The organism is Microvirga splendida (assembly GCF_016427565.1).
GTDB lineage: Bacteria > Pseudomonadota > Alphaproteobacteria > Rhizobiales > Beijerinckiaceae > Microvirga > Microvirga splendida.
Map to the genome: position 1 here is coordinate 208,568 of NZ_JAELXT010000003.1, position 25,090 is coordinate 233,657.

Genomic DNA, 25,090 nt, shown 5'->3' on the forward strand with positions numbered 1-25,090 from the left:
TGCGCAATGTCGGCCACGCACGGCCGGCGGTTCAAGCCGGAGGATTATCATGAAGGTCACAACCCTGGTCGCGGCTCTCATCGGGTCGACGCTCGTGGCAGGCGCCGCGCAGGCGCAGAGCGTCGCGGCGCTCGTGGGCGGCGACACGATCGCCATCGTCGATGTGGCGGGCAAGAAGGTCGAGCGCTCCATGAAGGTCTCGGGCGTCTCCGGCGCGCTCGTCGGCATCGATGTGCGCCCGGCCGACGGCATGCTCTATGGCGTTGCAACTGACGAAACGGTGGTGACGATCGACCCGGCCTCCGGCAAGGCGACCATGAAATCCAAGCTCGACACCATGCTGGCGCCCGGCACCATGGCGACCGTCGATTTCAACCCGGTGGCGGACCGGCTGCGCATCATCGGCTCGGACGGCATGAACCTTCGCGCCAACGTGGATGACGGCAAGGTCACGAAGGACGGCCAGCTGAAGTTTGCGGATGCCGACATGCACAAGGGCAAGATGCCCAAGGTGGTGGCCGGCGCCTATACCAATTCCATGAAGGGCGCGAAGGAAACGACGCTCTACGACATCGAGGCGGGCGGCGTGCTGGTCAAGCAGGCGCCTCCGAACGACGGCGTTCTGAACTCGGTCGGCATGCTGGGCATGGACGCCGGCACGGTCGCTTTCGACATCGTGTCCAGCGATGCCGCGAACGAGGGCTGGCTCATGAACGGCAAGACCCTTTACAAGGTCGATCTGGCGACCGGAAAGACATCGGAAGTCGGGACGATTGCAGGCGTGGACGGGACCGTGCGCGACATCGCGGCGATGCTGAAGGCGATGTGACCCTTGCGGCGCGCCAAATGTCTTGGCGCGCCACCCCGCTCAGGCGCAGCTGCGGCCCATGGCGTTGAGGCCCTCGTCGAGCAGGTCGGCGAGGTTCGGGATGCCGATGAGCCAGTCGGCGGTGGACAAGGAGCTCGATGCCTCGCGCTCCCGGGCCAAGCGGACGGCGCCGCCCCATTCCTCGGGCTCCATGTCGCCGCGGCCGATATAGACCAGGGCGATCAGGTCGGCGCGCTCGTCGTCGTTGAGGCCGGCGATCACGTCGCGGATCTCGTCCTCCGTGGCGTCGTCCGGGGAGGCGGTCAGCGCATCGATGCTGCCGTCGTCGATGGGATTCGAGCCCGAGGCCGGATCGGTGAGGCCCTCTTTGACGTCGATGGCCCTGACCCGGAGAATGAGTTCGCAAACCTTGTCGAGCGCGATATCCATAGAATCCCTCTTCGAAATCCCCGTGGGGCAGTCGTTTCGTCACATGGCTGACAGGGAAACCCGGAAGAGGGGATTCGGTTCAGCCCAGGTCCGCAAGGCGCAAGTCCGCTCAGTCCAGGGACGCGTTGGCGTCGGGCGGGCTCTGCGCGTAGGATAGGCGGAGGCTAAAGCATCGGACCCAAAAGTGGATTTGCACTTTTGGGATCGAATCCGATGCTTTCTTCTTGAATGAGAGCATCGTTGAGTGGGGAAAACCGGATCCACTCTTCACTGACGTGGCCCTCTGGGTCCGCACGATGCTCTAGGGATACGACATGCGCCGATTTCTTGCTTTGTGGCTGGCGGGGCTGCTCCTCGCCGCCGTTCCCGTACAGGAATCCCTCGGGCAGACCGCCCGCCGGGCCGATCCCATCAGGCTCCAGCCGCAGCGCGCGGGGCAGACCGACGTCTACATCCTGTCCTTCGGCCTTTGGGGGCCGCAGAGCGTGTTCGAGAGCGAGGCCAGGGGAGCGGCCCGCGTGCTCGAGCAGCAATTCGGCGCGAAGGGGCGCTCCATCGTCCGGTTCAACACCAAGCGCCGCGCCGGTGCCACGCCCGAGACCCTCGCGGCCGCGGCCGAAGCCGCGGGCCGCACGCTCGATCCCGCCGAGGATGTGGTGGTGCTCGTCCTGACCTCCCACGGGGCCCCGGAGGGGATCGGCCTCGTCGCCGGGCGCGACACCCTTCTCGTGACGCCCGGCGACGTGAGAGATCTGCTCGAGAAGACCAGAGCGCAGCATCGGGTGGTGATCGTCTCAGCCTGCTACTCGGGCGTTTTTGCCCAGGAACTGGCCGATGAGCGGACCCTGGTGATCACGGCGGCCGCGGCCGACAAGCCGTCCTTCGGCTGCCGGGACGGGGCGACCTGGACCTATTTCGGCGATGCCTTCTTCAACAAGGCCCTCAGGCGCGAGCCGCGTCTGGACACGGCTTTCGAGACGGCGCGCGGCCTCGTCACCCGTCGGGAGAAGCGGGAGGGCTTCGATCCCTCCAATCCGCAGCTCGCCGGCGGCGCCCAGGTTCTCGAAAAGCTGCAGCAGACCTGCCGGATCAGCCCCGCGCAGCAAGCGTGCCGATGCGAGCGACCCAGCGCTCGATCCGCCGCCTGTTGACGCCGAAATCGGAGCGGCCGATCTGGCTGCGGGAATAGAGGGCGAGGGTCGATTCATCGGGGCCCCGGTCGAACACCTGCACGACCACGGTATCGGGAAAGCGCATGAGCCGCGTGCGCACGAGGTAGCGGTCCTGGTCGGGACCTTTGTCGACAAGGGTCGTACCGGGCTCCGCCAGGGCTACGTCGGACACGAGGCCGCGCAGGCGGTCGCCGGACATGGGAAAGACTGGAGGCTCGGCATCGGGCCGGGCCCGAGGGCAGATGTCGGCTGAGCAGATCAGGGCATCGTTCGGCGTGGAGCGGCGCTCGAGGGTGGAGAACTCCACGGGCCCGAGGTCGGGCGAGCCGAACACGCCCTGCCACGCGCGCTCGACGCCCGATTCCCAGCCGCGCCAGACGCCATAGCCGAGACTGACGCCCACAAGCCCTATCGCTACAGCCTTCTTGCGCATGTTCCGTCCGTTCCCCACCGTCCGCTTGACAGCCCGGCTGAGGAGCATAGGGCAAAGCGCGCCTTTGTCCCACCATTCCGGAACCTCCATGAGCCCGCATACCACGCCCGTCCTGATGCTGATCGCCTCGAACGTGTTCATGACCTTCGCGTGGTACGGGCACCTGAAGTTCAAGACCTCGCCCCTGTGGCTCGCCGTGATGGCCAGCTGGGGCATCGCCTTCATCGAGTACTGGTTCGCCGTGCCGGCCAACCGGATCGGCTCCGCCGTCTACTCCGCGGCCGAACTCAAGACCATCCAGGAGGTCATCACCCTGGTGGTCTTCGCCGGGTTCTCGGTGCTCTATCTCAAGGAGCCGCTCGGCTGGAACCACCTGATCGGCTTCTGCCTGATCGCCGGGGGTGCCGCCTTCATCTTCCAGGGGCGGTGAACGGACCCGTCAGGTGGCCGGCTTCATGCGCAGGATGCGGCCGTTGCTGGAATCCGTGAGCATGTAGACGAAGCCGTCCGGCCCCTGGCGCACGTCGCGGATGCGCTCGCCGAGGTTCTGCAGCATACGCTCCTCGCCCGTGACCCGGTTGCCGTTGGTTTCCAGCCGCGAGACGAGCTTGCCGGACAAGGCGCCGACCAGGATGCTGCCGCGCCAGGCCGGGAACTTGTCGCCCGTGTAGAAGGCCATGCCGGAAGGGGCAATGGAGGGATCCCAGTAATAGACCGGCTGCTCCAGGCCCGGCTTCTTCGTGCCCTCGCCGATCTTCTCGCCCGAGTAGTGGACCCCGTAGGAAATCACCGGCCAACCGTAGTTCTTGCCCTTCTGGGGAATGTTGACCTCGTCGCCGCCGCGCGCGCCGTGCTCGACGGTCCAGAGTTCGCCCGTCGTCGGATGAAGGGCTGCCGATTGTACGTTCCGGTGGCCGAGGGACCAGATCTCGGGCTTGGCACCCTCGCGGTTCAGGAACGGGTTGTTAGGCGCAGGGCTCCCGTCCGGCGTGATGTGGACGATCTTGCCGATGTGGTTTGCCGGGTTCTGGGCCTGGTTGCGCAGGTCGAACCGGTCACCCAGGGTCACGAAGAGATTGCCGTCACGGTCGAAGACCAGCCGCGAGCCGAAGTGATTGCCGCCCGTATAGGACGGCTCCTGGCGGAAGATCACCTGCAGAGATTCGAGCGCCTTTCGGTCCTCTGACAGCCGTGCCTTGGCGACGCTGGTGCCGGCGCGGCCCTCGCCGCGATCCTCGGCGTAGCTGAGATAGACGAGGCGGTTCTGGGCGAAGTTGGGGTCGAGAGCCACATCCAGAAGGCCGCCTTGCCCCCGCACGGCCAGTTTCGGAAGGCCGCTGATCGGGTCGGAGAGGGTGCCGTCGGCCTCGATGATGCGCAGGCGCCCGGCGCGCTCGGTGACGAGCATGCGGTTGTCGGGCAGGAAGGCGAGGCCCCAGGGGTTCTGGAGATTGCGGGCGACCGTCTCGACGATCACCTCGGTCTTGTCGGTGCGGAAGCGCTGGGTGTCCTGGGCCAAGGCGGGGGAAAGGGCGCCAAGGGTCAGGGCGCAGGCCAGGGCAACACGAAGCTTAAGCATACCAGTCTCTCCGTCGTTCCGATGCCGGAGAGCTAGACTCTTGCGGCAGGGCGTCAACCGTGCCGCCGTTCACTCACGCGTTATCGCGGAGAATAGACGTGGATGGTCTTCGTGTCCTGGGCCGAGAGCGTCTGGGTCGTCGCCATGACCGAGAGCGTCGCCAGCCCCATCAGCATGATCAAGGCCAGGGAGCAGCGGCTTTCCTGGCGCCGGTCGAGACGCTGAACGCGGGACGAGACGTGGCAGGTGTTTCTGGCCTGGAAGGTTTTCATCGGTTCTTCCCCTAGCAACCGAAGGACGATCACAGGAGGAAAACTTGTTTGATTCAAGAAAGTTCCAAGGTGCGGCGAAAGTGCTGCTTACGGACTCTTGGCTAAGTCTTTGTTAACTAATTATTAACCATTGTGGCAAGTCGTCAGGCCTCTCTCCGACGCATAACGACGGACTCGGCGGAGCGTTCCGTGGGATCATGAAGGACGGCCTCGATGGTGCTGCATCCTGGTCTCCCCTATCCCACGTCATCCCCGGACTTGGTCCGGGGATCCACGTCTTGCCCCCTAAAACGTGGATGGCCGGGACAAGCCCGGCCATGACGAAGTGCTTTTAGATCGATGTCACTGGGCCTCGATGCCGGCCGTCTTGATGATCTCGGCCCAGGTCTGGATCTCCTTGTCGAGATAGGGCTTGAAGGCTTCCGGCTCGCGGACGTTCAGGGTGAAGCCGATTTTGTTGATCCGGTCCTTCACCTCGGGCTTGTTGAGGATCCCGACGATCGTGGACGAGAGCTTGTCGAGCACGGGCTTGGGCGTGTTCGCCGGAGCGAAGAAGGCGGCCCAGGATTCCGCGTCCGCATTGGTGATGCCCTGCTCGCGCAGGGTCGGCACGTCCGGTGCCTGCGGGTTGCGCTGCGGGCTCGCGATGCCAATGGCGCGCATCTGGCCGGCCTGGAACTGGGAGAGCACGCTCGGCAGGGTCGAGTTCGACACGTCGATGCGGCCGCCCATGAGCTCCGTCACCAGGGGAGCGGCGCCCCGGAAGGGCACATGGGTCATCTTCGTGCCCGTGCGGGTCATGAAGAGCTCGGTCGCCAGATGCGAGCCGGAGCCCACGCCGGTCGAGCCGTAGTTCAGCTTGCCCGGATCCTTCTTGGCCAGCGCGATCAGCTCCTGCATCGACTTCACGGGCAGGTCGTTCTTGACCACGAACACATGCTCGAAGGCGCCGGCGCCGGCGAGCGGCGCGAAGTCCTTCACCGCGTCGTAGCCGGGCTCCTTGAGCAGGAACATGTTGTTCCCGTGGGTCTGGTTGTTACCGAAGATGATGGTGTAGCCGTCGGGATCGGCTTTCGCGACCGCCCGGGTGCCGACCGCCCCGGAGGCGCCGGCGAGGTTCTCGACGATCACGTTCTGGCCGAGCTCCTTGCCCATCTCCTCGGCCACGATGCGGGCGATGACGTCGGTGGGGCCGCCCGCCGGGTAGGGGACCACCATCTTGATCACGCGGTTCGGGAAATCCTGGGCCGAGGCCGCAGAGGCGAAGAGGGCTGCGCCGGCGAAAAGGCCGAGGGCGAGGCGGCGGGTGACGGATTGGGTCATCGGAAAAGGCGTCTCCTCAAAATCCCCTCTGGGAAGGGTTGTTGTTCCTGGCTGTTTTGCTTGCTTGAGCGGCCGGCCCGGATTACGGTCCGCCGCCGTCACAATCCCTTTTTAACGTCCCGCTCGGAGGATTCCCATGGGCTTTTTGTCTGACGCCCTTTCCCGCATCAAGCCGTCTGCCACCATCGTCATCACGCAGAAGGCGCGGGATCTGAAAGCTCAGGGGCGGGACGTGATCAGCCTCTCCGTCGGCGAGCCGGATTTCGACACCCCTGACAACATCAAGGAAGCGGCGATCGCGGCCATCCGCCGGGGCGAAACCAAGTACACGCCCGTCTCGGGCATCGTGCCCCTGCGCGAGGCGATCTCCCGCAAGTTCAAGCGCGAGAACGGCCTCGACTACAAGCCCTCGCAGACCATCGTGTCCACCGGCGGCAAGCACGTGATCTACAACGCGCTGCTCGCCACCCTGAACCCGGGCGACGAGGTGATCATTCCGGCGCCCTACTGGGTGTCGTACCCCGAGATGGTGGTGCTGTGCGGCGGCAAGCCCGTGTTCGTGGATTGCACCATGGAGCACAATTTCAAGCTCCAGCCGGAGCCGCTCGAGCGCGCCATCACGCCGAAGACCAAGTGGATCATCCTCAACTCGCCGTCGAACCCGACGGGCGCCGCCTATTCGCGCGCCGAGATGAAGGCGATCACCGACGTGCTGATGCGCCATCCGCATGTGTGGGTGCTCACCGACGACATGTACGAGCACCTGACCTACGGCGATTTCGAGTTCGTCACGCCGGCCCAGGTGGAGCCGAACCTCTACGAGCGCACGCTCACCATGAACGGCGTGTCGAAGGCCTATGCCATGACCGGCTGGCGCATCGGCTATGCGGGCGGTCCCCAGCACCTGATCAACGCCATGGACTTCGTGCAGGGCCAGCAGACCTCCGGCACGAGCGCGATCTCGCAATGGGCGGCCGTCGAGGCGCTCGACGGTCCGCAGGATCACCTGCCGCGATTCAGGAAGGCTTTCGAGGAGCGCCGCGACCTCGTGGTCTCCATGCTCAACCAGGCGAAGGGCCTGAAGTGCCCGATGCCGGAAGGCGCGTTCTACGTCTATCCGTCCTGCGCCGAGGCCATCGGCAAGACCGCGCCATCGGGCAAGGTACTGGAGACGGACGAGGACTTCGTGTCCGAGCTTCTGGAAGCGGAAGGCGTCGCCGCCGTGCACGGCTCGTCCTTCGGCCTCGGCCCCAACTTCCGCATCTCCTACGCCACGTCCAACGCGGCCCTGGAGGATGCCTGCAACCGCATCCAGCGCTTCTGCGGATCGTTGCGTTGATGAGCCTGCCGCGGACATTCAACCCGGATCCCGCGGCACAGCCCTACCGGGCCGATCCCGCCTCCGCGCACCGCGTGAAGTTCGACGCCCGCGTGGACTTCACCAATGGCGGCTATGTGGAGGCCAAGGACTTCCTGCTCGACATCCAGGGCGACAGCATCAACCCTGAGCGCCTCGCCGAGATGATCGTCTCGGCCATGAATCTGCTGCGCGCCGGCCCCGTGACCATCACCGCCATGCGCGTGGTGCGGCGGGGCGAGCACCAGGACGGGTGAGAGAATCCAACAAAAAGGGCCGCCAAAGCGGCCCTTTTCGATTGAGCTTTCTGCGCCGGTCAGATCACGAAGAAGTCCTTCTCGGTCATCTTAAGGTTCTTCTTGAGAGTGGCGACCTCCACGGCCTTCTTCGAGCCGGAGCCGTCCGCATCGTAGAGCAGCACGCCCTTCTTCTTGTTGTAGATCAGGTAGTCGTTGGCATCCTTGGCCTTGTCGCCCACCGTGAAGAAATCCTTGGCGAGCTTCGCCGGCTTCTTCTCCGAGCCCTTCTTGCCGAGCTTGGTGAACACCCTGTTCTCCAGCCAGATTCCGTCATCCTTCACGTTGAAGTCGGTAATCCTGTCGAGATTAGACTTCTTATTGGGCTTGGTGTCGAACACGAAGATGTCCTTGCCCTTGCCGCCCGTGAGCACGTCCTTGCCGGCGCCACCGATCAGGGTGTCGTTACCGAGCCCAGCATCGATCTGGTCGTCACCGGCAAGACCGGTGAAGTGGTCCTGCCCCGCCCCGCCCTTCATCACGTCGGCACCTGGGCTGCCGGTCGCGCGCTCGTTGAAGACATCCTGAACCAGGATCGTCACGTTCCTGATCGTGCTGGCACCGGACGCATCCGTCACCTGCACGGCGATCGTATGCTGGCTGGCCTGCTCGTAGTCGAGCTTCACGCCGTTGGCGACCTTGAGAATGCCTGTGACGGCATCGATCGTGAAACGGCCCTCCGCGTCGTCGATGAGCGCGTAGCTCAGCGGGCCGCCTGCCTTCGCCGACGCGATGAAGCTGCCGATGGCCGTTCCTGCCGCAGAGTTCTCATCGATCACGTCGCTGGTCAGCAGCCTCTGGGCTCCTGCCGCGACACCGGCGAGACTCAGCTTGCCGTCTGTGAAAGAGAAGATCTCGACATTGGAGATCGTATCGCTCCCGTCACCGTTGGCGCGCTTGTCGGTGAGAGTGATGGAGCCGTCCTGGTTGAGCGTGACGGCGTAGTCGGAAACGGATCCGGTCAGCATCAACGTGTCGGTGCCGGCGCCGCCGTCGAGGCGGTTGGAGTCTTTATTGCCGTGGAGGGTGTTGTTGATCCCGTTGCCGGTGAGGCTGATGTTCCCGGCCTCGGCGCCCGCATGAAGGATTTCGACATCCGCATCCGCTGCGAGAACATAGGACGTGTTGGCGATCAGCGTGTCCCGGCCCTTGCCGGCAGCCTCCACGATGGCATCCGCGCGATCGACAACGTAGGTGTCGTCACCCTCGTCACCATGCAGCTCGTCGCGGCCGGCGCCGCCATCGAGGACATCGTTGCCTCCGGCGCCTTTAAGGGTATCGTCGCCGCCATGGCCGTAGAGCCGATCATTGCCCTCATCGGCCCAAAACGCATCATTGCCGGCGGCGCCCTCCAGGGTGTCATGGTAGCGGGACCCGTCGATGACCTCGATATCGAAGTATTGGTCACCCAGTGCGGATCCGCGGTTCTGCGATACGTCCTGCAGGAACACTCTGACGCCTGCAACGGCATTCCCATAGCTGACGGTATCCTTGCCCTCGCCGCCACGGAAAAGATTGTTGCTGCCCACCACATCGTACAGAGCGTCGTTGCCATCTTCGCCGACGAGCTCGTTATTGCCTCTTCCGCCGGTGATGACGTCGTTGCCCTGGCCGCCCTTGAGGGTCTCGTCGCGGTCGCTGCCCTCCAGCGTATCGCGATGGATGGTGCCCTCGATCACCTCGATGCTGTCGTATCTGTCCCCTGCCGCAGCGTTGGAATTGTCCTGCGGCCACGCAAGGTAAACTGCTACCCCGACCGAGGCGCCGAGATAGCTGACCGTATCGATGCCCGCGCCGCCGTAGAACCTGTCGTTGCCTCCCGACGCTCCGATCAGGCGGTCGTTGCCTCCCATGCCGTACAGAGCATCGTCTCCCGCGCCGCCATCGAGCGTATCGCCGGCAGTGAAATTCGTTCCCCCGAACTGCTCATTGTTGCCCGTTCCGGTCCAGAGAGCCGGATCGGCTCTGGGATCGACGATCTGCGCACGGAGGGATGTGGCCGCGCCCGCGCCCACGTTCTCCCAGCCGACGATGAAGCGGCCGTCGGGCAGGGGCGAGATGGTCGGATCCTGCAGGCCGTGACTGGCTTCGTGAATCACAAAGTCAGCGTTTACCTGTGCGCCGGAGCCGTCATATGTATGCGTCTTGATCTTCCTGTCATCTACGTATGCGAGGGCGAAGGCTCCGTTGGGGAGAGCGGCCACCACCGGTGACTTGATCGCCGAGCCCGAGGTCACCAGGTTTTTAGCAGGCAGGGCTGTCCCATTGGCATTATAGATAACGCCTTTGATTATATATTCGGACGGCTTGGTCGTCGGGGTGCCGTTGTGGCCAAGCCAAGTGACGACGAAGCGCCCACCTCCCAACGCTGTCACCGACAAGTCAGAGGCATTTGCACCCGCTGTTATGCTCCAGCTACCGACCATTGCATTGGGCAGGTAGGAACGAAGTGTGATTGTGCCGGTTGAGGAGGTTTTCTCCAACACACCCACAATCGACATGTTGGCAAATTGAGCTCCGGAAGGGGCGTCAACGATGGCGGCAACCGAGTGAGACTCGATCGTGCTGTTCTGACCGGGGAACTGGCTGTGCAGATTGCCAAAAGTTTCTGTCGTATTGTTGAAGATATGAGTCGAGGTATAGCTTTCGCCTTTGGACGAAACGATGAAGCCGTCGCGGTAGGCCGTTACATGAGGAAGTTTCCAGCTTCCTGAGGCAGACTGAGCGACTCGGAAATCGTTTCTCGCAGCTATGCCGTTCTCATCGTAGGTTCTGGCTCGGATGCTGTTGGCAAAAGCGGAGCCTTCGCTGTAGTCCTCCCACGCGATGGCAAAGCCGCCATTGTTCAGAGCCGAGACGCTTGGGGTGCGTTGGGTGCCCTGATCGGTCGTGTTGACCTGCAGAGGGTCGCTCTTCGGGCTGCCGTCGGCGTTGTAAATCTGAAAGAGGACGTTGGCATCCAGAGTTAGTTCGCCATTGGTATCAATCCAGTCGTACTGGGTCCAGACAGCGACAAAGGTGCCGTTCCTAAGCGCCGTTACCTTCAAGTCGAATCTTTCGCCGCTGTTGCCAACGTCGATTTGGGCTCCGGAAGGTGAGAGCGGCATAGTCTTAGTCCTCGGAAAGATCGGTATTTTATACTTTATAACATATTATAATTCATCCGAGTCAAATATTCAGCTTATGGTTGACGGAATAAGAGGATGATTGGCATTCCGCTGGGGAGCGAATTCAGGGCCCTCCAGCGGATGCACGGGCAGCCTTAGAGGCGGTGGGCGCGATGTCGTTGCAGTCCGATCCGGTCTGCCATGGCGATCAGCACCAGTGAGCCCTCCGCCGCGTGAGGCGGCTTTGGTCCGCAAAAGCTCTTGCCATTCCGCTACGACAGGCAGACCATCATCCTCAACGCGCCCTGGACAAGAGCGCGCCACCAACGGGGGCAGGGAGGATGAAATCCTATGGCACCCAACGGCAGACCAGCTTCGGGCCCGCGATGCATCGCGATCGTCGGCCCGTTTCAGAGCGGCAAGACCACGCTTCTCGAGGCCATCCTGGAGCGGACCGGAACCGTCTCGCGGGCCGGGCGCGTGGCAAATGGGGACAGCGTAGGCGATGCGAGCGCCGAGGCCCGCGCCCATGCCATGAGCATCGAGCCCAATGTGGCCAGCGTGAACTTTCTGGGCGAGAACCTGACCTTCGTCGACTGCCCCGGCTCCACGGAATTCCTGCACGAAATGCGCAACATCACGCCGGTCTGCGACGCGGCGATCGTCGTGTGCGAGGCGGACGAGCGCAAGATCCCGGCGCTCGAGATCATCCTGCGGGAGCTGGAGGAGGCGGACATTCCGCGCTTCCTGTTCATCAACAAGATCGACACGGCCACGCAGCGCATCCGCGAGACGCTCGCGCTGCTGCAGCAGGCCTCCCGCACCCCGCTGCTCCTGCGCCAGATCCCGCTCTGGAAGGACGGGATCGCCGTGGGCTTCATCGATCTCGCCCTGGAGCGCGCCTTCATCTACCGCGAGCATGCGCCGAGCGAGGTCGTGGATCTTCCCGAAGGCGAACTGCCGCGGGAGAAGGAAGCGCGCTTCGCCATGCTGGAACGGCTCGCCGATTACGACGACGAGCTCATGGAGGAGCTGATCTCCGAGATCGAGCCGCCGCGCGACCAGATCTTCGATGATCTTTCCAAAGAGCTGCGGGAGCGGCACGTGGTGCCGGCACTCATCGGTTCGGCCGAGCGCGGCAACGGCATCACGCGGCTTCTCAAGGCGCTGCGCCACGAGGCCCCGACCCTGTCCGAGACCCGGGCACGCCTCGGCATCGCCGAAGAGGGCGCGCCGCTGGCCCAGGCCGTGAAGACCCTGCACCAGGGGCAGGGCGGCAAGCTCTCCATCGCCCGCGTCATGCGCGGCACCTTCCATGAGGGCGACAACGTGGTGGGCTCCCGCGGCGGCGAGGCACGGGTCGGCAGCCTGCTGACGATGATCGGCACCACCACGACCCGCAAGGCGGAGGCCGTTGCCGGCGACACGGTCGGCTTCGGCCGGTTGGAGAACATCGCCACCGGCGACAGCTTCGCGGCCGGCAAGACGAGGCCCGAAGCCATCCTGTCGGTCGCGCCGCCCGAGCCGGTCTATGCCGTGGCCCTCAAGGTCAAGGACCGCAAGGACGACGTGCGCCTCTCGAGCGCGCTTTCGAAGATCACCGAGGAGGATCCCTCGCTGGTGGTCGAGACCCGGCCCGAGATGGGCGAGATCCGGCTGCACGGACAGGGCGAGATGCACCTGCGGGTGGCGGTCGAAAAGCTCGCCTCGCGCTTCCAGGTGGGGGTGGAGACCGCAAAGCCCAAGGTGGCCTATTGCGAGACGATCAAGCTGCCGGCGGCAGCCCGCGGGCGCCACCGCAAGCAGACCGGCGGCCATGGCCAGTTCGGCGACGTGATGATCGAGATCAAGCCGTTGCCGCGCGGGGAGGGCTTCGCCTTCCAAGACCGGATCACCGGCGGCGTGGTGCCGCGCCAGTACATCCCGTCCGTGGAGACCGGGGTGCGGGACGCGCTCAAGTGCGGTCCCCTCGGGTTCCCGGTGGTGGATCTCGCCGTGAGCCTGACGGACGGCTCGTATCATACGGTCGATTCCTCGGATGCGGCCTTCCAGGCCGCCGCCAGGCTGGCGCTGGCCGAGGCTCTGCCGAAGGCCAAGCCCGTGCTGCTGGAGCCGGTGCTGTCGGTGGAGATCACGATTCCGTCCGAGGCGCTGTCCAAGGCCACGGCCCTGGTGACCGGCCGTCGCGGGCAGATCCTCGGTTATGACGAGCGGCCCGGATGGACCGGGTGGCAGGTCCTGAGCGCGACGATCCCCGAGTCTGAGATCGGCGATCTCATCGTGGAGCTGCGCTCCGCCACGGCCGGGGTCGGAACCTTCTCGACCCGGTTCGACCACATGGCCGAACTCAGCGGCCGCCCGGCCGACATGGTGCTGCAGAAGGCCCATTGAGCCCTCTAGGCCTGAACGATCCCACAGGATGGTTCAGGCCTAAACTATTCCCATCGACAAAAGATCTCTTCCGCGCCAAGTTACGCTTTGACGGAGACGCCATCTCCCATGAAGCAAACCTCGCCAAGAAGCGGAGGACGACGATGAACGCCACGAACCCGGCGCCTGCCACCCCAGGCGCTCAGCATTCTTCTGCAGCCCGCCCCTGGCTCAAATCCTATCCGGCCAGCGTTCCGCCCGTGATCGACGAGGCCGGGATCGGCACGGTCAACGACATCTTCCGCAATGCGCTCGCCAAGTACCCGAACCGGCCGGCCGCCGAGAGCTTCGGCAAGCGCGTGACCTATGGCGCTCTCGGGCGCGATGCGGATGCGGTGGCCTCCTGGCTCCAGGGCCAGGGGCTGAAGAAGGGCGACCGGGTTGCCATCATGCTGCCGAACGTCATGGCCTTCCCGGCGATCCTGTTCGGGATCCTGCTGGCCGGCGGCACGGTGGTGAACGTCAACCCGCTCTACACCCCGCGGGAGCTGACCTATCAGCTCAACGATTCCGGCGCCCGCTTCCTGTTCGTGCTCGAAAACTTCGGCACCACGGTCCAGGAATCCCTGCCGGACATCAAGCTGGAGCGGGTCGTCGTGGTGACGCCGGGCGATCTGCTCGGCCTGAAGGGCGCGATCATCAATCTCGTCTCGCGCCGCGTGAAGAAGGCGGTCAAGCCGTTCAGCCTGCCGCAGGCGGTGACCTTCAAGGCCGTCATGGCGGAGGGGGCACGGACGAAGCCGCAGCCGGTCACCGTCTCGCCGGACGACGTGGCCTTCCTGCAGTACACGGGGGGCACGACCGGCGTTGCGAAGGGCGCCACGCTGCTCCACCGCAACGTGGTGGCCAATGTGCTGCAATGCGAGGCCTGGATGCTTCCCTTCTTCGGGACGCGCGAGGATCATCTCATGGTCACCGCGCTGCCGCTCTACCACATCTTCGCCCTCACGGTCTGCGGGCTCCTGATGGCGAGGATCGGCGGCTGCCAGCTGCTGATCGCCAACCCGCGCGACATCCCCGGCTTCGTCAAGACTTTGCAGAAGAGCCGCATCACGCTCATGTCCGGCCTCAACACCCTCTACAACGCCCTGGCGCATGCGCCGGGCATCGAGAAGGTGGACTTCTCCCAGATGGTCTTTGCCGTCTCGGGCGGCATGGCAACCCAGGAAGCCGTGGCCAAGAAGTGGAAGGAGATCACCGGGCGGCCCATCGTCGAAGGATACGGCCTCTCGGAAACATCGCCGGTCGTCTGCGCCAACCGCCTCGATATCGAGGACTTCACCGGCACGATCGGCTATCCCCTGCCGTCGACGGACGTGACCGTGCGCGGCAGCGACGGCGCGGTCCTGCCCAATGGCGAACGGGGCGAGCTGTGCGTGAAGGGTCCGCAGGTGATGGCGGGCTACTGGCAAAGGCCTGACGAGACCGCGAAGGTCATGACCCCGGACGGATGGTTCCGCACCGGCGACGTGGCGATCATCCTGCCCGACGGTCAGATCAAGATCGTGGACCGCATGAAGGACATGGTCCTCGTCTCCGGCTTCAACGTCTATCCGAACGAGGTCGAGGACGTGCTCGCCAACCATCCGGGCGTCATGGAATCCGCCGTCATCGGCTTGCCGGACGAGCATTCGGGTGAGGCGGTGGTGGCCTATGTGGTCCGCAAGGATCCGAACCTCACGGCCGACGAGCTGCGCCAGTTCTGCCGCGAGAACATGACGGGCTACAAGGTGCCGCGCCGTATCGAGTTCCGCGAGACCCTGCCGAAGACCAACGTGGGCAAGGTCCTGCGCCGGGCGCTCAAGGAGGAAGCGGAGCAGTCCCACATCCGCTGGAGCTGACTTCGGTCAGCGCATCGTGTTGACCCAAAGGTGGAAAGCGCCTTTGGGTCTGATGCTCCAGGCCCTAAAAGAAAAAAGCCGGGCCAAAGGCCCGGCAAAAGTAGAGGTCCGACAAATAAGTCAAAACCTTCCAGAGGGAACGGCCGACACGGCAGCGCCGGGAGGAAGAAAGCACTGCCGCGTTGAAATCAGCCACCGCTCATATCGACTGCATCATGCCTCTTTGCAATGCAGCATGCCTCATGAAAGGGCTGCAAATAACGCATGGCTTTCGTCACATGAGTGACAAAGTCCGGGAAGCCATCGAGCTTGGCTTTGGATTCGGGCTTCAGAACGTCCAGCGCTGGGCCTTGGAGATCAGGAAGTCACGGAAGGCCTGAACGCGCGCAACGGAGCGCATCTCCTCCGCATAGACCAGATAGCTGTCGAGGGAGGGCATCTCCACGTCGCGCAGGATCTGGATCAGGTCCGGATTGCCCACCACAGCGTAGTCCGGCAGCACGGCGATGCCGGCGCCGGTCTCGACGGCGAGCTTCAGGGCCGTGATGTTGTTGACCACGTAATGATACTGGCGCGGCTCGCGCCCCTCGCGCCCGGCGGTGGCAAGCCAGTGCACGGCCATGAGATAGGACGGCTGGTGACCGCCGAAGGACACGATCCGGTGCTCGTCCAACTCCTCCAGGGTCTTGGGCTCGCCGAACCGCTTGATGTAGTCGGCCGACGCGTAGACGTGGAAGTGAATGGTGAAGAGGCGGCGCTGGATCAGGTCGGGCTGGGCCGGGCGGCGCAGGCGGATGGCAACGTCCGCCTCGCGCATGGCGAGATCCAGCTCCTCGTTGGAGAGGATCAGTTCGACCCGCACATCCGGGTAGAGGTCGAGAAACTCCGCGATGCGCTGGGCGAGCCAGATGGAGCCTAGGCCGACGGTCGTCGTCACCTTCAGCTCGCCCGACGGGCGCTCGCTGGTCTCGACGAGGCGGGCCTTGGTGGTCTCAAGCCGCATGCGCATGTCGCGGGCGGCCCGGAACAGCAGGTCGCCCTGCTCGGTGAGGATCAGGCCTCTGGCATGGCGGTGGAAGAGGGGCGCCTTCAGTTCGCGCTCGAGGGCGCTGATCTGTCGGCTGACGGCGGACTGGCTCAGGCCCAGATCGTCACCGGCTCGCGTGAAGCTGCCCGCTTCGGCGACGGTGTAGAAAATCCGGATCTTGTCCCAGTCCACGGCATTCCCCTTGCGCCTTGTGCATCGTGCGGAAAAGTGGGTCCGTTTTCCGCTCGAACGATGCGCCGGCCAAGAGAAGGTGCACCGGAATGAATCCCAAGAGTGGTGTCCACTTTTGGGTCCGATGCTCATGCTCCAGACGCAAGGCGACCTTATCTCTTATGAGCCGCGAGCCCGACGCAACAGGAAATCGGCCCGAAGACTAACCAGTTGTTAACAAATCTATTCGGCGGCTTCCTGAGTGGCTTCGAGGGCCGCCAGATAGCGCTCCGCATCGAGAGCCGCCATGCAGCCCATGCCTGCCGATGTGACGGCCTGCCGGTAGATGTCGTCCGTCACGTCGCCGGCGGCTTCTCTTAACCAAGGATCACTGCGCATTCAACCGACTCCGCAACGAGAAGCCAAACTCAGTTAAATATATACAGCCGAATGCCTTTTCGATCCGAGTCAGGCCTTCTTAGCCTTGGTTTCATCGCTGCATAATCAAAGCAACCCGGTGAAGCTACAGTCTCACGGCTCTGCCACCCGCCACGGGATTTCAGGGTTTGAGAGGGATGGGCGTCGTCCGGCCGGCGCGCCCTTCATAGCGCCGTAGCCGGGCGGACGGCGCACAGCCCGTCTTCGTGCCATGTATTACCTGTAACGGTATTCCACCGCTCCGACGGTGCTGTCGGGACCCGTGCACGGCGGGATGGCAGGCACCCAACGCGGAATTGTCTAGTCTGTTTCGGCACTGGGTTCGGGCCGACAGCCATGGCAGGCGGACACGGAGAGGGGTTCGGGGAGAGGGAGGCAGTCCCTCTCACTGATCCTCGACGCGCGGCGAGGGATCTTACCGGGGGGACGCCGGTCGGACTAGGAGATCAAGCGTTCATACCCTCATAGAGCTTTGAGCGGATGACATCTCCGACCCTCCCTAGGGTAGAGTGATCCACGACCGTAATCTCATGGACCCTAGCGATCGCATGACCTGATGGCTCCACCGAGCCATTTGTGACGAGGACCATGGACGGGTTTTTAATCGGGTAGCGCTCTCTGGCCCGCAGCACGTCGATGACCTCTCGTTCGCTGACGCGTCCAAGTTTGCCACTTGAGCGGTGCTTCACTTGGACGATAGCACCACGATCCCTTTGTGTTGGCGAGTGAACGATCATGTCTGCCCCGGCGTCACCGCTGGAGGGTGTCCGATTAGCGACGAAGCCAGCTTCAATAATGCGCTCCAGCGTCCACTCCTCGAAGCGCTTCCAGTCCATGTTCGCGACGTCGTCCTCGATCGGGGACTCACCGAAGACTGAGGTATGGAGGTTAGCCAGCTCCGCTGGATCGAACTGCACAGGGACGATGACGTCCTTGCTCCGGCTCCTCTTGAGTTCCAGCAGGCGGTCCAGGACGGCGTCGTAGGACCGCGCGCTCAGTTCGGGATGTTCGGCGATCGGGATCCAGACCGTGACATCCTTCTCCTGTCCGATACGGTAGGCCCGGTCGGTGCACTGATCCTCGACCGCTGGGTTCCACCATCGGTTCAGGTGGATCACGTGATTAGCCGCATGCAGCGTCAGGCCGAACCCGGCTGCCCTTGGTGCCAGCATCAGGACCTCGAAGCCGCGCCGCTTCTGGAAGCCCCGACGGATGGAGTCGCGCACCTCGCCCTTCGTCTCTCCGTTGATGACGTGCGGGAGGTGTTGGAGCCTGTAGCGGTACTTGATCAGTTCTGCCAGGACGGCTTGCGCCCGCCTCAGGTCGATGAACACCAGCGCTTTCTCGTCACGCGCCCTGATATCGTCTAAGATACGGAAGAGCACCTTGAACCGTGCCGACATGTTGATGAAGTCGTCGACGGATTTCTCGTCCCGGAAGTCGATCGAAGCCTGCAAGTTCGGGTGTAACGAGATGTTTCGGATTGCTTGAAGCGCGACGAGCGCCCCTCCAGCTCCGCGGGCTTGCAACTCCAGCGCCTTCGAATACGCGACCGCCTGTACTTGCGGCATTGTCTCCCTTGCGGACTTGAACCGCTTGGGCGGCAGCTCTGCAACCTCGTCCTTCATCCGCCTCAGCATCAATTGAGGAACGACGATGTTGTTGTCGGTCGTGGGTTCCGTGAGGAGCCGCTTGATCTCCGAAAGGTCGGCGTCCTTGTCTGCCGCGAACTTCTTCTTGAACTCGGCGGCGCTGTACCCAAGCCGTCCGGGCCAGGCAATGTCCATCAGGGTCCAGAGGTCCATCAGGCCGTTCTCGACGGGCGTGCCCGTCATAAGGATGCGCAGCGCGGAGGCCTTTTGCGCCCGGGCTGCCTCCGTCACCATCGCGCCGCTTTCCTTGACTTTCTGGGCCTCGTCGAAGGTGACGACCTCGAAGGTCACGCGAGCCAGAGAGATCTGGTAATCGCGAAGAGTCTCGTAGGTGGTGAGCACCCAGTCGTGCCCCTTGATTTTCTCTAGGTCGAGAGTCGCCACGCCGACCTTGATGTCGCGTTTATCCCCTTGCGCGAGCTTGTGCTCCTTGAGGCTCCGGAACTGCTTGAGGCTCTGGCCATACAGCATGGCGGGCCTGCCCAGCCCGTCCTCGCCGATGTGCATCTCAACCTCTTCGAGCCAGTTGCCGAGAAGAGATTTCGGAGCGACGATCATGAACAGCGGATCGCCGCCGTTCTTGCGCCGCTCCTCCAGTCGGTGGCGGAGCCACTTGAGGAAAGCCAGAACCTGGAACGTCTTCCCGAGGCCCATGTCGTCGGCCATCAGGAGGCCGCGCATGCCGGCGAGATATCCGCGGCGCATCCAGGTGATGCCTTCCGCCTGGTGTTTCTTCGGCTCATTCCTGAGGTCGAGCTCTTCTTTGATCTCCTCGCCGCGCGGCGCAGCTCGGTCCTCGACATAGGTCAACTCCTCCACGTTCCCCTTCGGCTTCACGTAGAAGTAGTGCGGAGGGCGTTTCGGCTCGGGCTTTTTTCCTTCAGGTAAGGGATCATCCGTCGGGGGCTCGACGGGAGATGAATCGGAAGGGTGCTGCACGACCGGGATTCTCATGACCTGGTCAATCATCTGCGGTCCAATGCGGTAGACCTCGCCGCCGATCGTGACCGTCGGCTCCCCGTCGATGATCGCCTGCTTGATCAGGCCGACGATCCTCTCGGCCTCCTTGCCCGGAATAGCGATGTCTCGGCCATCTTCGTCGCGGATGATGAACGTGGACGCCTCGGGATCGGGAAACCATTCGTGATCCCCGTCGCCGCCACCGAGCTTGTTGCCACCCTCCCAGACGCTGACGCCGATCACGCGCTCTGAGAACTCGACGACAGAGCCGTCCGACCCTACAGCCTCGAGTGCTGGCAGGAGGAAGGACATCGTGTCCCCGAAAAATTCCTCCTTGGTCTTCCGGTCGGCTTTTCCAACCTTCCGAACCACCTCAAGCGCCGCCCGGACGCCGGGATCAAGGACGACATAGGTGTTCGAGGACAGGACGTAGCTGGGGCGGGCTTCCTCGTTACCGGACAGCCAGGCCTCGTTCATACGCCTGTTGAACCGCTCCCCCTCGAACTTGCTCAGTAAGGGCACTCTGCGCGGAGCGGTGTCCTCCGTTTCACCAGGGATGTCGCCGAGCAACTCGGGATGGAAGACGTATCCGTCATCGCCCATCTCCGTCCGGATGCCCAGGGCTGTGGCCTGGTAGATGACCATGTTCTTGAGGTTGCCCGGGGCGATGGTTTGGTCGGTCAGTTCCATCAGGAGCCGCTGGACGACGGCGAAGCGCCTCATGCGCTCGTTCACGTCGACGGCGGCGTTCGTCGCGTCGACGGCGCCCGCAAGCGACCGGAGAGGATCGCGCAGCAAGAAGTTCCTCTTGCCCGTTCTGAGGAGCGTGCCGCTCCGCGTGACGGCCGGCACGGCCAGGTAATCGGCGCCGAGCCACTGGAGGTCGATGCTCCCGGAGGGATCGCTGATCGGCTTGGCGGACGAGATGCTCAGTCGGAACGGGCAGACCGCGGGAAGGCCGATGTCTTCGAGTTCCCCGGGGGGCACTTCCCACGACGCGATCACGTCCTCTGACACCACCATTTCTTCGTTGGTCAAGTGCACGCCCTGCTGGCTGAGCAGGCCGCGCAGGAGCCGGACCGCCTCGGCCTCTTCGCCCGTTGCCTCCTCCCAGGTGTCTGGCGGGATAACAGTGCCGGAACCGATGCCGAACTTGGGTGCTTTGATGCATCGGAAGGCCCAATTTCCGTCCCGGTGTGTCGCGGTGATCGTGTATCGCCTAGCCATTCCATCCTCCCGACGGCGTGTAGCGGATTCCCGTCTCGCTCTCGATCAGTTGCGCAAAGCTGGACTGCCAATAGTGAGTGTGAGGCTTCCACTCGTCGCAGGAGTCACGTAAGGCGCTGCGGTCGTATCCATCCTTTCGGAAGAATTCGGGTGCCGAACCGGAACGTGTGGTCCAGAAGAGGGCCGAGGCGTTCTTGTTGACCTCCAGCACGGTGATGCGACTGCCTTCCGGGCCGACAATCTGCATCAGGATCCCGCAGTGGCTCCTGTCCGTGCTCCAGAGCCTTCCGTGTGGCTCCTTCAACCTCTCCGCGATTGGGATCGCCCTGGTCTCGCAGAGCAGATAGGCCCGCTTGATGTACGGCAGATAGCTGCGCCAGAAGTCGCGCCGCGCCTCCCACATGTCCGGACGGTCGGTCTTCAGCTCGTCGATGACCCGGAACAGGTTCTCGAGCGTTCGCGCTGTCAGCCAGGACTCGACCTCCTCGCGGACGTCGTCATCAATGTCCCGCCACAGTGCCAGAGAGATGCGGGGATCGCCCGCGAGTGTCAGCGCGATCTCGAGCGCCGCATCGGTCGACACGCGGGTTCCAGGGAGTGAGTTGCTCCTCACGATCCCCGCTACCATCTGTTTGCGGGCTTGGGTGCGCATGTCCTCCGATCCCCTCGCGCCCGAGAGGCCATGTTCTCCGAGATGGCCCAAGAGGGTCTTCGCGAGCCGATCGCTATCCTGAACCTTTCCAGCGCCGCACAGACGACCCATGGACGCAACGAGGGCGACGAGAAAGCCAGATCCGTTGGTGACCACTTGGCAGCGAACGTCGCTGGCTGCGTCTTGCAGGAAGGAATGGTCGCCGGCCGCGAGGGCAGCGGAGACCCGATCCACGGCTTCCCTCCAGTGTTGCAGGCCGTACGCCCGGATGAACTCGCCGAACGGTCCGGAAATCTCCGATACTCTCGGGACGAGCCAATCGCCCACCTCGCGCGTGGCCTCGCTCGAAGGATCGAAGTTGCGGAGGTAACTCATCGTGATACGGGCGATGCCGACGCGAGATCCCCACTCTAACGCTGCCCAGGCGAGCCACCGCTTCACGTCCTCCAAGCTGGGTTCCCACCCATGCATGCCAACCCAGAACAGTTCAATGGCGGCCTTCCGCTCCCGAGGCGTAAGGATCTCGAGGTCGCCTCCGGCCGCGGCGAGCTTCCGCGCGGCGTCGGCAAGCAGTGAGGCGCCGGGTGGCTTCGGAGGTTGCGGATCACCATGGCGCGCGGTCATCGTGTTCGCCAGCTTATGGAGGTGTCCATTGAGGTTGACGTTCAGCAGCTTCCCCAACCGGAACGTCCCGTCCGGGGAGGGGGCTTGCGATGGGTCTTCAGTCGAGGTCGACATCGAGTTCCTCTAGCCGCTCGTTGAACTCGCGGAGGGTCGATAGAACCTCGTGTTGATCAACTGCCATGATGAGCCGGACCTCGATGCGCCGATCCGTTTCCTTTGCTTGGTCGTCGAGCCTTTGCTCTGTCGAGAGACCCTCTGTCGATGGCCGCGTGTCGGCATACCCGCTGACGCCGACCAGCGCCTTGCCCTCGGCGTTTCGTAGGGCCGATACCCGGGGATCCGACTCGCGGACAATGCGGAAGGCCTCGATCGCACGCGCAGCCGACAGGTCCCAGTTGTTACGGAAGCGGTCGACCGTGTTCCTGAAGGGGGCGGCGTCAGTGTGCCCTTCAATATATACCGCGCTCAGCACCCCGGCCCCGTCCGTCTGGGGGCAGTGCTCCGGCCGGGCGCCGTCCGCAAGGTAACAGGGGACAATGTCGGCTATCGCCACGCCGAGAGACTTGATGACCTCGGTGCCCACTGGAGTGGGATCGGCCTTGGCGGACTCGAACAATTTGGTGCTCGGCAGCCGCAGCGTGCCGTTCTCGGCGTCAATCTCCACCTTGATGTTGCTGGCGAAGAGGCGATCCTTCAGCCGCTCAAGGATTTCAGTGCGGCGCTTGTCTGCCTCGGCAATCTTGCCGAGGATCGGAACGACACCTGTGTCGCGCATGTACCTGACGAACTCGGCGAGCTTCCTGCGGGCGGCTTCCTCCTGCTCGGCCCGCACACGTTCGCGATGAGCAAGCTCTCGTGCCTGGTCTCTGTCGGTCTCAGCCAATTTGCGGGTGGCCTCCTCATGGTTCGCACGTTCGGCCTCCGTACGAGCCTTCTCCTTCTCCACATCGAGCCGCGACACAATCGCATCGTATTCGGATTTAGGCACGGCGTTGTCGAGGTCCTCTCTCATCAGGAGCGACAGTGCGAGCACCATGATGATGAAGATGAAGACCACGCCCACCATCAGGTCGGCGACCGGGGCGAAGACGTCCTTCTTCTCCTCGGCATCCGCCGGTCTGGAGTAGGGGGCGAACATCATAGCTTCGGCCTACCGAACACTTTGGTGCTGCCATTGCCGCTGGGGGCGGCACCAGGAGTTGGGCTGGGCTGCGTGGCGGGGCTCGGAGCAGGCGGGACCTTGATGGGGGCGTTCGTGCCGGCACGTCTGTTGTCCACGATATCCGCGACGTCGAGGATTGCGCTCTCAAGGCTGCCAATCGATCTCGCGATCTCGGCATCGTACGTGTTGATGCAATCGGAGATCTGGTTGCCCAGCCGCACCACACCCTGGACGAGTTCGTTCATGGTGTTGTTGACGTTCGCGTGCAGGTCCGAGAACCGCGTGGCCTGATCCGAGAACGCCGACTGAGCCTTCTCTACCGACAAGTTGAGCAGTTCCGCCATCTGCATGCCCGCCGCTGTGGCGTCACGCACCTGCGTGGAGGCGCCGGTGACCTGCTCAAGGGCGAGGTTGATGGTCCTGACAGCGCCCGAGAGCGGTGTGGTCGCCGTCTCCACGTTGCCCGCCGCGGAGGCGAGGGACGTCGAGGCGCCGACGACGATTTCGCCCGCCCGCGACAGGTGACCCTGCTGGGTCTCGAGGAGCCTGGTTGTTTGGTCGAGCCGGCTTGAGAGGCCGTCCACGACGGAGGCCAGTGCGGCGACAGTCCCGGACAGCTTCGCGCTGGCGTCCTGCGTTGTGTCCGCAATCAACTTTATGCCGTCGCGCACGCCCATCGCCAGATCGTCCCGGGCGCTCTTGAGGCCCTCCGCCGAGTGATCTCCGGCGGCGCGCAGGCTCTCGGCCGACGCCGCGAGGGAGGTCGCGATCTTGGCGACCTCGGCTCCGAGCTGCTCGGCGCTGGACTGCCCAGCCTTCGCGGTTATCGTGGACAGGTTTTCGAGCGAGGACTCCACGGAGCGACCGACAGTCCCCGCCGCCTCGCGGGAGGCTTTCTCGACGATCTTCGGGATCATCGCGATCTGCTCGTTGAAACCAGAGATGGTCGTGATCATCGAGCGCTGGCCCTCCTCGAAGGTAGCGCTCAGCCTCATGGCGGTTTCGTTCAGCTTCTCGGTGACCCGCCCGATCTCACCTCCAAGGCCTGTTTCTGTCTGCTTGACCTTCTCCGGCAAGCTCTCGAGGGCTGCGATGGTCTTCTCCATCTGGGTACCGAAGAGGTCCATATGCTTGCCAATGCCATCCTGCCAGACCTTGGAGAAGACGTCGCCCGCGCCATCGGCCATGTTGCCGCCGGCCTGCTTTATCTGATCGCCAATCCTGTGCAGGTCGTCTCGGACAGGCTCGAAGGCGGTGGCGACCGCCGGCCCGACCATCTCGGCTACGGCTTCGGGCAATCGCTCAAAGCGGGCCTTAAGGGCCATCTCAATCTGGTTGCCGATGGCAACCGCAAGGTCATTGCCGAAGGTCTGGAATTGCTGCCTCTGCTCCTCAATAGCCTTCAACTGCTTCTGGAGAAGCATTTCAGGGGCAACGTAGGAGGACAACTGCCGGACCTCATGCACGAGCCCCTCGACGGCCCTGTCTTGGGCATCGGCTTGGAAGCGGGCGACGAGGCTCCAGAAAATATACGCTCCGATGCCGGCCAGGGAGGTGATGAACTTGACCGAACTGACCCCCAGGATACCTTCCACGGCTCGCCGGAGCTTTTCCGTATCCATCGGGGCGTTGCCGTCGCCTCCGACCTGGAGCAGGGCAGCCGACAGGCCGACGAAGGTGAAGAACAGGCCGACGGTGAGGAATACGCCACCGAGCGTCGTGGACCATTTGACGTAGTTATGCCCAGGTACCCGATCGGCCGCCAAATAGGGTGCAGGGTCCGTGTAGCTGAAAAGGTTGCCGTTCGCGATCTCAAGGGACGAGCGGTACTGGCTCCATCCCGAGGCGAGGGGAGTACCCTCGAACTCGCCTATCGCAGCGGCAAAACGCTCCTCCTGCGATCCGGCAGTTTGCCTGATGGTCCTCAGCGCACGGGTGACTCGCCTGTAGGACCCGAGGAATCTGCGCTCGACGAAGAAGTAGACCAGCAACCATATCAGGACTGCGCTGGCCAGGATGCCAAGTGCGATGCCGACAGCCAATGGCTTGCCAGAGAACATGCCGATGGGCGCGAGTACGATCGCGACTATCTGGTCCATGAATTGTTGC

18 protein-coding genes and 1 pseudogene are annotated in these 25,090 nt (G+C 63.8%); 7 read left to right on the plus strand and 12 right to left on the minus strand.

Annotated elements, in window-relative coordinates:
* Nucleotides 1–49 precede the first annotated feature (49 nt).
* Entirely contained in the window at nucleotides 50–829 is a 780-nt protein-coding gene (locus JAO75_RS05150) for a DUF4394 domain-containing protein (protein ID WP_199047234.1), read from the plus strand.
* 39 nt (nucleotides 830–868) lie between these two features.
* On the opposite strand, the gene JAO75_RS05155 is transcribed toward JAO75_RS05150, so the two are convergent.
* Nucleotides 869–1,258 (minus strand): DUF3775 domain-containing protein, encoded by a 390-nt coding sequence (locus JAO75_RS05155; RefSeq protein WP_199047236.1) that lies wholly within the window; start codon nucleotides 1,256–1,258, stop codon nucleotides 869–871.
* A 314-nt stretch (nucleotides 1,259–1,572) separates the two neighbouring features.
* Between JAO75_RS05155 and JAO75_RS05160 the strand changes: the two genes are divergently transcribed.
* On the plus strand, nucleotides 1,573–2,409 hold the full coding sequence (locus tag JAO75_RS05160; protein WP_199047238.1) for a C13 family peptidase: 837 nt from the start codon (nucleotides 1,573–1,575) through the stop codon (nucleotides 2,407–2,409).
* Here JAO75_RS05160 and JAO75_RS05165 read toward each other — a convergent pair.
* Nucleotides 2,348–2,863 carry a DUF1499 domain-containing protein gene (locus JAO75_RS05165; protein WP_199047240.1) on the minus strand — a complete coding sequence of 172 codons (516 nt, stop codon included), beginning with the start codon at nucleotides 2,861–2,863 and terminating at the stop codon, nucleotides 2,348–2,350. The two genes, JAO75_RS05160 and JAO75_RS05165, sit on opposite strands and share 62 nt — an antisense overlap.
* 88 nt (nucleotides 2,864–2,951) lie before the next feature.
* On the opposite strand from JAO75_RS05165, the gene JAO75_RS05170 reads away from it, so the two are divergent.
* Entirely contained in the window at nucleotides 2,952–3,293 is a 342-nt protein-coding gene (locus tag JAO75_RS05170) for a DMT family protein (protein WP_199047242.1), read from the plus strand.
* A gap of 9 nt (nucleotides 3,294–3,302) precedes the next feature.
* Here the strand turns inward: JAO75_RS05170 and JAO75_RS05175 are convergent, their stop codons facing one another.
* From JAO75_RS05175 to JAO75_RS05185, 3 genes are all read right to left on the minus strand, one after another.
* On the minus strand, nucleotides 3,303–4,442 hold the full coding sequence (locus JAO75_RS05175; RefSeq protein WP_199047244.1) for a PQQ-dependent sugar dehydrogenase: 1,140 nt from the start codon (nucleotides 4,440–4,442) through the stop codon (nucleotides 3,303–3,305).
* Nucleotides 4,443–4,522: 80 nt separating this feature from the next.
* Nucleotides 4,523–4,714 (minus strand): hypothetical protein, encoded by a 192-nt coding sequence (locus tag JAO75_RS05180; protein WP_199047246.1) that lies wholly within the window; start codon nucleotides 4,712–4,714, stop codon nucleotides 4,523–4,525.
* 342 nt (nucleotides 4,715–5,056) lie between these two features.
* A complete protein-coding gene (locus tag JAO75_RS05185) occupies nucleotides 5,057–6,037 on the minus strand; it encodes a Bug family tripartite tricarboxylate transporter substrate binding protein (protein WP_199047248.1) in 981 nt (326 codons plus the stop codon).
* Nucleotides 6,038–6,173: 136 nt separating this feature from the next.
* Here JAO75_RS05185 and JAO75_RS05190 point away from each other — a divergent pair, with 136 nt between their 5' ends.
* Both JAO75_RS05190 and JAO75_RS05195 read left to right on the plus strand, forming a co-directional pair.
* On the plus strand, nucleotides 6,174–7,376 hold the full coding sequence (locus JAO75_RS05190) for a pyridoxal phosphate-dependent aminotransferase (RefSeq protein WP_199047250.1): 1,203 nt from the start codon (nucleotides 6,174–6,176) through the stop codon (nucleotides 7,374–7,376).
* Complete coding sequence (locus tag JAO75_RS05195; protein WP_199047252.1) at nucleotides 7,376–7,651, plus strand: hypothetical protein; 276 nt, start codon at nucleotides 7,376–7,378, stop codon at nucleotides 7,649–7,651. Before JAO75_RS05190 ends, JAO75_RS05195 begins: the two co-directional genes overlap by 1 nt.
* A 59-nt stretch (nucleotides 7,652–7,710) precedes the next feature.
* Here JAO75_RS05195 and JAO75_RS05200 read toward each other — a convergent pair whose 3' ends face one another.
* Nucleotides 7,711–9,789: a cadherin domain-containing protein gene (locus JAO75_RS05200; RefSeq protein ID WP_199047254.1), complete on the minus strand. Its 2,079-nt coding sequence runs from the start codon at nucleotides 9,787–9,789 to the stop codon at nucleotides 7,711–7,713.
* 1,359 nt (nucleotides 9,790–11,148) lie between these two features.
* On the opposite strand from JAO75_RS05200, the gene JAO75_RS05205 reads away from it, so the two are divergent.
* Nucleotides 11,149–13,188, plus strand: a complete 2,040-nt coding sequence (locus tag JAO75_RS05205) for an elongation factor G (protein ID WP_199047256.1) — start codon at nucleotides 11,149–11,151, stop codon at nucleotides 13,186–13,188.
* 143 nt (nucleotides 13,189–13,331) lie between these two features.
* Nucleotides 13,332–15,068 (plus strand): AMP-binding protein, encoded by a 1,737-nt coding sequence (locus JAO75_RS05210; protein WP_199047258.1) that lies wholly within the window; start codon nucleotides 13,332–13,334, stop codon nucleotides 15,066–15,068.
* Nucleotides 15,069–15,396: 328 nt separating this feature from the next.
* Here JAO75_RS05210 and JAO75_RS05215 read toward each other — a convergent pair whose 3' ends face one another.
* From JAO75_RS05215 to JAO75_RS05245, 6 genes and pseudogenes are all read right to left on the minus strand, one after another.
* Nucleotides 15,397–16,287, minus strand: a complete 891-nt coding sequence (locus JAO75_RS05215) for a LysR substrate-binding domain-containing protein (RefSeq protein ID WP_199047260.1) — start codon at nucleotides 16,285–16,287, stop codon at nucleotides 15,397–15,399.
* Between the two features lie 222 nt (nucleotides 16,288–16,509).
* Nucleotides 16,510–16,638: pseudogene (locus JAO75_RS05220) on the minus strand (thioredoxin-disulfide reductase); the annotation flags it as partial.
* A gap of 512 nt (nucleotides 16,639–17,150) precedes the next feature.
* Nucleotides 17,151–20,168, minus strand: a complete 3,018-nt coding sequence (locus JAO75_RS25325) for an SNF2-related protein (protein ID WP_210340168.1) — start codon at nucleotides 20,166–20,168, stop codon at nucleotides 17,151–17,153.
* A gap of 367 nt (nucleotides 20,169–20,535) precedes the next feature.
* A complete protein-coding gene (locus JAO75_RS05235; protein ID WP_199047268.1) occupies nucleotides 20,536–21,876 on the minus strand; it encodes an EH signature domain-containing protein in 1,341 nt (446 codons plus the stop codon).
* A 40-nt stretch (nucleotides 21,877–21,916) separates the two neighbouring features.
* Nucleotides 21,917–22,960, minus strand: coding sequence for an OmpA/MotB family protein (locus JAO75_RS05240; RefSeq protein ID WP_210340169.1), 1,044 nt, complete (start codon nucleotides 22,958–22,960; stop codon nucleotides 21,917–21,919).
* Entirely contained in the window at nucleotides 22,957–25,080 is a 2,124-nt protein-coding gene (locus JAO75_RS05245; RefSeq protein WP_199047272.1) for a hypothetical protein, read from the minus strand. Before JAO75_RS05245 ends, JAO75_RS05240 begins: the two co-directional genes overlap by 4 nt.
* Nucleotides 25,081–25,090: the final 10 nt, after the last annotated feature.

Excerpts from the sequence above, each read along its gene's own strand:
- JAO75_RS05190 (WP_199047250.1), top strand. The coding sequence starts at position 6,174 with ATGGGCTTTTTGTCTGACGCCCTTTCCCGCATCAAGCCGTCTGCCACC.
- JAO75_RS05185 (WP_199047248.1), bottom strand. The coding sequence starts at position 6,037 with ATGACCCAATCCGTCACCCGCCGCCTCGCCCTCGGCCTTTTCGCCGGC.
- JAO75_RS05210 (WP_199047258.1), top strand. The coding sequence starts at position 13,332 with ATGAACGCCACGAACCCGGCGCCTGCCACCCCAGGCGCTCAGCATTCT.
- JAO75_RS05205 (WP_199047256.1), top strand. The coding sequence starts at position 11,149 with ATGGCACCCAACGGCAGACCAGCTTCGGGCCCGCGATGCATCGCGATC.
- JAO75_RS05195 (WP_199047252.1), top strand. The coding sequence starts at position 7,376 with ATGAGCCTGCCGCGGACATTCAACCCGGATCCCGCGGCACAGCCCTAC.
- JAO75_RS05175 (WP_199047244.1), bottom strand. The coding sequence starts at position 4,442 with ATGCTTAAGCTTCGTGTTGCCCTGGCCTGCGCCCTGACCCTTGGCGCC.
- JAO75_RS05160 (WP_199047238.1), top strand. The coding sequence starts at position 1,573 with ATGCGCCGATTTCTTGCTTTGTGGCTGGCGGGGCTGCTCCTCGCCGCC.
- JAO75_RS05245 (WP_199047272.1), bottom strand. The coding sequence starts at position 25,080 with ATGGACCAGATAGTCGCGATCGTACTCGCGCCCATCGGCATGTTCTCT.
- JAO75_RS05170 (WP_199047242.1), top strand. The coding sequence starts at position 2,952 with ATGAGCCCGCATACCACGCCCGTCCTGATGCTGATCGCCTCGAACGTG.
- JAO75_RS05180 (WP_199047246.1), bottom strand. The coding sequence starts at position 4,714 with ATGAAAACCTTCCAGGCCAGAAACACCTGCCACGTCTCGTCCCGCGTT.
- JAO75_RS05150 (WP_199047234.1), top strand. The coding sequence starts at position 50 with ATGAAGGTCACAACCCTGGTCGCGGCTCTCATCGGGTCGACGCTCGTG.
- JAO75_RS05240 (WP_210340169.1), bottom strand. The coding sequence starts at position 22,960 with ATGATGTTCGCCCCCTACTCCAGACCGGCGGATGCCGAGGAGAAGAAG.
- JAO75_RS05165 (WP_199047240.1), bottom strand. The coding sequence starts at position 2,863 with ATGCGCAAGAAGGCTGTAGCGATAGGGCTTGTGGGCGTCAGTCTCGGC.
- JAO75_RS05155 (WP_199047236.1), bottom strand. The coding sequence starts at position 1,258 with ATGGATATCGCGCTCGACAAGGTTTGCGAACTCATTCTCCGGGTCAGG.